Here is a 7,805-nt window from a genome sequence, read left to right as displayed (position 1 = left end):
TTTGTCTACTATGCCTAAATTTTGTGTAGTGATTTCTGCTGCTTGCAATAGCATGCTTTGGCGTGCTTGATCGTCAATCAGATGAATATCATCAAAAATCTGATGTTGAATATCCTTGATGCCGCAGTAGTTAAACAAACCGTCAACCAACGTATCTTGCATCGATTTATCAAAACCACGTTGTTGATATTCCGCCAAGTTACTGCCAATCAAAATAAATTGCTGTAGCTTTTTCCCGTTTAATAGCCCATGAGAAATGCCATTTTCTGTTTTATAGGCAAAACCGTGCGTTAATACGCGATCCAGATAACCTTTCAAGATGGCTGGAAATCCCATCCACCATAGCGGATAAACCAGCGTGATTAAATCAGCATTTAAGATGAGCTGCTGCTCATAGCGAATTTCTGCCGCAATAATACCCTGATACGATCCTTGCAACTCTTCATAGGATAAAATCGGGTTAAAATTCATGCGATACAGATCACGGATCATAACTGCACCACCGCACTTTTTACTGCTGGTGGCAATGCTGTCGACGATGGCTTTGCTGAAGCTGTGTAAGTGCGGATGGGCGTAAATAATTAAGTGTTGCATATTAGCACTTCAGACCAGTTTAATTGATGATTTTCTCAACGGACAGCGTAATTCCGTCAACCTTAGATACTTTTACCGTATCGCCGACCTGCAAATTGGCACCTTTAATCCGCCAAGTGGTGTCGCCGAAATGCGCACGCCCGATACCGCTTGCTGTCATTTCAGTCACGGTGCCACGTTGAGTGAGCATTGCAATGCCACGTTGGTTAAGTGCGGTATGCGGATCTGCCTGCTGATCTTTATGGTGCTGGTAACGCCACCACACCAGGCTGGCGATCACGGCTAGACCGGCAAAAATAACCCAACTCCAGATTATTGGCAATGGGAAAAGGCAGCTTAAACCGGCGACCGCCAAGGCAGCCAGCCCCCACCAGAGCAGGAAAATGCCCGGTAGGATAGCCTCGGCGATTAAGAGGATAAAACCGAAAATCAACCAAGACCAAAACGTCCAAGTAGCAAACCATTCCATGTTGTCCCTCTCTAAGTTAAAAGTTTATCAGGCTTTTTTATCGCCTTTGAGTAATTCACTGATACCGGCAACCGAACCGATTAAGCTTCCGGCTTCCAGCGGCATCAACACCACTTTGCTGTTTTGTGCCTGCCCGATTTGTTGCAAGGCTTCGGTATATTTTTGTGCGATAAAGTAGTTGATGGCTTTAGTATCACCACTGGCAATCGCATCGGACACCATTTGGGTAGCTTTGGCTTCGGCTTCGGCTTCCCGTTCGCGCGCTTCGGCTTTCAGAAAGGCTTCCTGTCTTTCCCCTTCAGCTTTCAGAATGCGGGATTGTTTATCACCTTCGGCACGCAGAATGGCGGCTTGGCGCACCCCTTCGGCTTCCAGAACATCAGCACGTTTATTACGTTCTGCTTTCATTTGTGCGTTCATCGAATCGATCAACTCTTTTGGCGGACGTACGTCACGAATCTCAATCCGGGTGACTTTGACCCCCCATGGATTGGTGGCCTCATCGACGATTGACAACAAACGGCTATTGATTGAATCGCGCTGCGACAACATTTCGTCCAACTCCATTGAGCCCAACACAGTACGGATATTGGTTAATGTCAGGTTGATAATCGCTTGTTCCAGATGGTTGACTTCATAGGCAGCATTGCGGGCATCGACGACTTGTACGAAACAAACCGCATCAATCGACACATTGGCATTATCTTTCGAGATCACCTCTTGTGACGGAATATCCAACACCTGTTCCATCATGTTGATTTTACGTCCGACCCGATCGATAAACGGCACAATAAAATTCAGACCTGGCGTCAACGTGCGGGTGTAGCGTCCAAAGCGTTCTATCGTCCAGTGATAACCTTGCGGCACGGTTTTCAGGGCGGAAAACAGGGTAAAAATGACAAACAGCACAAAAAACACTGTTGCAATCGGCAAACCATCTAAAAAATCCATAACGGAAATTCCTCTCTTTTTAAGTCGATTAACAGGATAAAACGTATCAGTAAATAACGTTTAACTTTGATAATAATCGTAACTGTCGTTATTTGCAATAAATTCGAAAGTGCGGTTGATGCACTTAGGCTGATCTTCTAAGTGGTGTGAAACAAACAGCAGTTGTGTTGCACTGTTGCTGATCAATTGTTCGATAAAAGTGAGTACTAGCTGGCGGTTAATCCCGTCCAACCCCATCAGTGGTTCGTCCAAAATCAAGATCGGCGGGTGTTTGACCATGGCACGCACAATCAAGAGTAACCGCTGTTGCCCCCAAGACAGCGTACGAAACGGTTTGTCGGCAAAGGATAACATATGAATACGCTCCAGCCATTGCAGGGCGTTTAAACGTAAACTGTCCGGAATTTGTTGATAAACGCCAATAGAATCGTAATAGCCGGAGACAATCACCTCAAGTGCGCTGCAATTGACCCGATAATCCAGATGGAACTGGTTGCTGAGAAAACCGATTTTTTGTTTGATTTGCCAAACGGTTTCGCCACTGCCACGCTGTTTACCAAAAATCTTGACTGGGTTGCAGAATGCCTGCGGATGATCGCCACTAATCAACGAGAGCAGAGTAGACTTGCCACAGCCGTTGGGACCTTTAATCCACCAATTTTCTCCTGGTTTCACCTGCCAGTTTAAGCCGTTCAAAATCAGTTTATCGCCATAGCGAACGTTGACATTGTGTAGATCAAAGACGAAATCCAGATTGTGTTCGAGGGTTTGTGGCGTTTCGGCAGGCAGCGGAATGGCTTGATAAGCGCTATTTTCGGCGTGACAAAGTTGTTGAAAAACCGCACTTTGACGGATAATTTCAGCGCTATCCTGCAAGATAAGGCGGCAATTGTTCATCATGGCGATGGTATTGGCTTGTGATGGAATATCGTCCAGTCGATTAATGATCAGGATTACCGTCATGTGTTGGCAAAGTGCGGTCAGTAAGTCAATCCAAAATGCTTGCGATGCTTGATCCAAACCTTCGAACGGCTCATCTAAAATCAGCAATTGAGGGCGACTGATCAGTGCTTTAGCCAATAATACTTTACGCCCTTCACCGGTGGAAAGGTGCTTAAAAGCGCGGTTCAGTAATGGGGTAATCTGCAGCGTCTGAGCCAATTCGGCTAAAAAGTGCGGTTGGTTATGTTGTTCTAAAATCAGTTCGGCGGCGGTTTTGCCATGATAATCGGGATCGACACAATCGTTATTCAGATCACGATAAATCTGTTCGACAATCTGCTGTTGTTGCTCAAAAGAGAGCAGGCTGATCTGTTGGAATGAATTTTGATAATCGCCAGTGTAAGGCGCCTTTTTCTGTGCCAGAAATTTAGCTAAGGTACTTTTGCCACTGCCGTTATGCCCGACAATCACTGCAAATTCGTTTGGCATAATTTGAAAATTATCAATAGTGACAAACAACTGATTGCTGATTTTAATTTGTGCTTGTTGTAATTGGATGGCGGTTGGCATAGTACCTCGTAATGTGTTCATTTATTCATGGGTAAATTAAATCAATATGTAAATTAAACCAATGGATGAAAAAAAGCGAATCAGTTTTACACCGATTCGCTTGTCTTGGATAAAAATAGTTGAGTGAACGACTATTTTGCTAAATTCACTAACCGTTGCTGCGTTTTTCTGCAATATCTGCGGCGGCAGTGAATACCACATCAGTTGAAGAGTTCAGTGCAGTTTCCACCGAATCTTGAATCACACCGATAATAAAGCCGACGCCAATCACTTGCACCGCAATATCATTTGGAATACCGAATAGGCTACAAGCCAATGGAATCAGCAACAAGGAACCCCCGGCAACACCGGAAGCACCACAAGCGCAGACACTGGCAATCACGCTTAACAACAGGGCCGTGGTGAAATGGACTTCGATGCCGAGTGTAGTCACAGCCGCCAGGGTTAACACTGTGATGGTAATTGCGGCACCGGCCATGTTAATGGTTGCACCCAATGGAATGGAAACAGAGTACAGCTCTTCGTTTAATTCCAGACGTTTTGCCAAGTTCATGTTGACCGGAATATTGGCGGCAGAACTGCGGGTGAAGAATGCGGTTAAGCCGCTTTCACGCACCGCAGTCCAGATTAATGGATACGGATTTTGGTGGGTTTTCCAGAATACTAAAATAGGATTGACCACAAATGCGACAAACAGCATTGAACCGACTAATACATACAACAAGTGGGCATAAGCACCAAGTTCCTCTAAGCCTTTGTCCGCCATTGCTGCAGCCACTAAGCCGAATACCCCGAATGGTGCGAAAGCGATCACGACTTTTACGATCATGGTTACGGCTTCTGCCAATTCGTGAATAATACGCTTGGTGCTTTCAGAAGCGTGGCGTAATGCGATACCTAAGCCGATTGCCCATGCCAAAATACCGATATAGTTGGCATTAAACAGCGCTTGAATCGGGTTATCCACCACGTTCATCAATACCGTCAGCAGAACTTCACTAACATTTTGTGGCGGGCTTAATTCAGCACCAGAGGTGACCAGTGTCAATTGGCTTGGGAACAAGAAACTGGCGATGACTGCTGTCAGTGCCGCGAGGAACGTACCGACAATATACAGTACGATAACGGATTTCATCGCCTTACTATTGTGTTCGACATTGCTGGCTTTGCGGTTGGCAATCGCCGACAACACTAAGATAAACACCAGAATAGGTGCAATTGCGCGTAAACCACGCACAAACAGCGTACCTAAAACACTGACGCTTTCCGCTAGGTTAAAACCTAATGTAGGAGTCAAGCGGTGTGCAATCAATCCGGCAATAATACCCAGCACCAGACCAATCGAGATTTTGGTGATTAAACTGCCTTGAAACAGCAGTTTGATTAAAAAGTGATTTGAGTTACTCATAGTTTTCTTCTTTTTATGGTGAATGATAAGGTCTTTTTACATCATCTCTGAAGCGAGACTCGAGCTAAGATTAACGTAAAATTTTAAATAATAAAACATAAAATTTAAGCAAATCAGCTTTTTTGTAATGCTATAGCTACTTTAGTGCTAATTTTTTAATTATTGCATAAGAAAATTGCGAATAACCCATCAAATTATTCAATGCTTTACTGTTTGCTATTATTATTTTTGTCAATAAAAAATAAAAAACAGTTGAATGCTGTATAAAAATACAGTATAAATCACTGTATAAATACCCAGTTAAATAGTGCCGGCGTTCGTTAAAGTTAAAAATTGACACAAAAGAAGGAGCGAATTATGTATAACAATATGAATAGCATTGATAATTCAGCCAGACATCCCTATTCTTACCAACCAATGCCGGTCTATGATGATCAACAACAGGCAACATTTCATTTTGGTAAGCAAAGTGCGGTCAAATACAAAATGGATCTAAACCTTTACTGTATCAAAAAACCCAAACAGACATTTTTTATGCGAGTGAATAACCCGAATTTGACCTCTTGGGGAATTGAGCAGGGTGATATGTTGGTTATCGAAGAAACCGCTCAAATTATACCCGGTGATTTGGTGGTGATTGAACAAAACGGCACTTTACAGTTGTACGAATTTTTTTCAGCAGAAGAGAATAATTTGATCTTTTTCTCGCTAGATTCCAAACATGATAATTTACGGGTTCCCTCACTACAGCAAGTGCGGTTGCAAGGTGTGATCACCAATACAATTCATCAATTCAGAGGGCGTATTAAAGGCGATAGAGCCGCCTGATGGCAATTTTTTATTGATTCAAACCTATTGATTCTGCTTCTGTGCTATAGTGGACAACCAGAGTACCAATTTGTCCGCAATCGGAAGTAGCCATCAGAACAGGGAGTTAAATCAAGTCATGCTTTTGCAACAATACCTTTCAATCAGTCCGCCATTATTTTTAGTCCTCGCTTTTTTACTGGTTGCGGTTTGGTTGTTTATTTCCAATAAAATCAGAATGGATGTGGTAGCGTTGTTGGTGATGGTGGCATTCAGTTTGAGCGGAATTTTGAGTGTGCCGGAAATTTTGGCTGGATTTAGCGATCCAAATATTATTTTGATTGCGCTACTGTTCGTGGTCGGTGAAGGGTTGTTGCGAACTGGGGTTGCTTATCAAGTGAGTGAATGGCTGATTAAAGCGGCGGATAATAATGAAGTCAAAATTCTGGTGTTGCTGATGGTGGCGGTGGCGGGATTGGGCGCATTTATGAGTTCTACCGGCATTGTGGCGATTTTTATTCCGGTGGTATTGGCAATTTGTGCGCAGATGAATATTTCACCGAAACGCTTGATGATGCCGCTGAGTGTGGCTGGCTTAACCAGTGGGATGACAACGTTGATCGCAACACCGCCTAACCTGATTGCGAATGCGGAATTGGTTCGGGCAGGGGAGCCGCCGCTTGGTTTTTTCACATTTACCCCGATTGGTTTGATGGTATTAGTATTAGGAATCGGCTATATGCTGTTTGCTCGCCGATTTTTGGATAGTGATAACCAAGGTCATGAGAAAAACAACTATAACCGCACTTCGATGAATGATTTGATCGAAAGTTATCAAGTCCAAGATCGTTCCAAGCAGGCGCTGGTAATGCCAGGTTCTCGTTTGATCGGCAAAACACTCGATGAGCTGCACCTACATTCTCAATATCGTATTTTAGTGGTTGCAGTCGAGCGCTGGCGCCGAATTCGTCACATTGTCGTCACCGCGTCTGCATTGACCGATGTGCGCGAGAAAGATATTTTATTACTGGATATTGCCAATAATGACTTAGATTGGACGCAGTTTTGTGAAGAATACGGATTGAAACCGATCGAAGTGCGTGGCAACTACTATAGTGAAAAAGCGAAATCGGTCGGCATGGCGGAGATTTCACCGATTCCGGAAAGTGCTAATTTGGGTAAAACGGTGCGTGAAATTAAATTTCAGCACAAATACGGTTTAATTATTGCTGGTGTTAAACGCGGTACCAAGCGGATTACCGAAGAATTAGCCGATGTCGTGATTACCACAGGGGATCAGTATTTGGTCATCGGTGATTGGAAACAGATTCGTGAACTGCGCAGCAGTAATAAAGATTTCTTTATGCTGAATTATCCCAGTGAGATTGATCAAGTTGCTCCGGCCATTACGCAAGCGCCGCATGCTATTTTGTCGGTGGTGACAATGGTGGCGTTGATGGTATCCGGCGTGGTGCCGAATGTGATCGCGGCACTGATCGCTTGCATGATGTTGGCAAAATTTCGCTGCATTGATGCACGCAGTGCCTATAATTCGATTCATTGGCCGAGCCTGATTTTGATTGTCGGTATGATGCCGTTTGCAATAGCGCTGGATAAAACCGGTGGGATTAGTCTTGCCGTCAGCGGTTTGATTGAGCTGGTTGGCGAATGGGGCATTCATGGTGTGCTAGCCAGTTTATTTATTTTGTGTGCGCTAATTGGGCTGTTTATCTCTAACACGGCGACGGCGATTTTGATGACTCCGATTGGCGTGGCATTAGCAAATGAACTTCAGACCTCAGCGCTACCGTTTGTGATTACGATTGCAGTGGCAGCATCGGCAGCATTTATGACACCGGTCTCTTCTCCGGTTAATACCATGGTATTAGGGCCGGGCGGTTACAAATTCTCTGACTTCCTGAAAATTGGGGTACCTTTCACGATTATCGTGATGATTGCCACCGTATTGGTGGTGCCGATTTTATTTGGCTAATGAATGTTATGCCGTTAGGCTGATTGTATAGCCTTTTCCGAGGCAAAATAAAACCCGGTATAGTAGACAAA

The 7,805-nt window shown here is 44.2% G+C and carries 7 protein-coding genes; 2 read left to right on the top strand and 5 right to left on the bottom strand.

Annotated elements, in window-relative coordinates; translation table 11 throughout:
* From FHQ23_RS11495 to sstT, 5 genes are all read right to left on the bottom strand, one after another.
* Positions 1-594, bottom strand: a 594-nt coding sequence (locus FHQ23_RS11495; RefSeq protein ID WP_139614444.1) for an NAD(P)H-dependent oxidoreductase, incomplete at its 3' end; no start/stop codon positions are given.
* A gap of 19 nt (positions 595-613) precedes the next feature.
* Positions 614-1,063, bottom strand: coding sequence for an NfeD family protein (locus FHQ23_RS11490; RefSeq protein WP_139614443.1), 450 nt, complete (start codon positions 1,061-1,063; stop codon positions 614-616).
* 27 nt (positions 1,064-1,090) lie between these two features.
* The gene (locus FHQ23_RS11485; RefSeq protein ID WP_139609350.1) at positions 1,091-2,014 is read right to left on the bottom strand and encodes an SPFH domain-containing protein; all 924 of its coding nucleotides are present in this window, start codon (positions 2,012-2,014) and stop codon (positions 1,091-1,093) included.
* A 60-nt stretch (positions 2,015-2,074) separates the two neighbouring features.
* On the bottom strand, positions 2,075-3,547 hold the full coding sequence (gene modF / locus FHQ23_RS11480) for a molybdate ABC transporter ATP-binding protein ModF (protein ID WP_267963705.1): 1,473 nt from the start codon (positions 3,545-3,547) through the stop codon (positions 2,075-2,077).
* Between the two features lie 127 nt (positions 3,548-3,674).
* The gene (sstT, locus tag FHQ23_RS11475; RefSeq protein WP_139614442.1) at positions 3,675-4,934 is read right to left on the bottom strand and encodes a serine/threonine transporter SstT; all 1,260 of its coding nucleotides are present in this window, start codon (positions 4,932-4,934) and stop codon (positions 3,675-3,677) included.
* Positions 4,935-5,291: 357 nt separating this feature from the next.
* Between sstT and FHQ23_RS11470 the strand changes: the two genes are divergently transcribed.
* Together FHQ23_RS11470 and FHQ23_RS11465 are read left to right on the top strand one after the other, a co-directional pair.
* Positions 5,292-5,762 carry a LexA family protein gene (locus FHQ23_RS11470; RefSeq protein ID WP_267963704.1) on the top strand — a complete coding sequence of 157 codons (471 nt, stop codon included), beginning with the start codon at positions 5,292-5,294 and terminating at the stop codon, positions 5,760-5,762.
* A gap of 118 nt (positions 5,763-5,880) precedes the next feature.
* Positions 5,881-7,734, top strand: coding sequence for an SLC13 family permease (locus FHQ23_RS11465; protein ID WP_139614441.1), 1,854 nt, complete (start codon positions 5,881-5,883; stop codon positions 7,732-7,734).
* The last annotated feature ends 71 nt before the right edge of the window (positions 7,735-7,805 follow it).

This window comes from Testudinibacter crocodili, from assembly GCF_006228025.1.
GTDB lineage: Bacteria > Pseudomonadota > Gammaproteobacteria > Enterobacterales > Pasteurellaceae > Chelonobacter.
Note: the sequence above shows the minus strand (reverse complement) of the source record. Positions and strands in the feature narration are given on the sequence as shown.

Excerpts from the sequence above, each read along its gene's own strand:
- FHQ23_RS11490 (WP_139614443.1), bottom strand. The coding sequence starts at position 1,063 with ATGGAATGGTTTGCTACTTGGACGTTTTGGTCTTGGTTGATTTTCGGT.
- FHQ23_RS11470 (WP_267963704.1), top strand. The coding sequence starts at position 5,292 with ATGTATAACAATATGAATAGCATTGATAATTCAGCCAGACATCCCTAT.
- FHQ23_RS11465 (WP_139614441.1), top strand. The coding sequence starts at position 5,881 with ATGCTTTTGCAACAATACCTTTCAATCAGTCCGCCATTATTTTTAGTC.
- modF (WP_267963705.1), bottom strand. The coding sequence starts at position 3,547 with ATGAACACATTACGAGGTACTATGCCAACCGCCATCCAATTACAACAA.
- FHQ23_RS11485 (WP_139609350.1), bottom strand. The coding sequence starts at position 2,014 with ATGGATTTTTTAGATGGTTTGCCGATTGCAACAGTGTTTTTTGTGCTG.
- sstT (WP_139614442.1), bottom strand. The coding sequence starts at position 4,934 with ATGAGTAACTCAAATCACTTTTTAATCAAACTGCTGTTTCAAGGCAGT.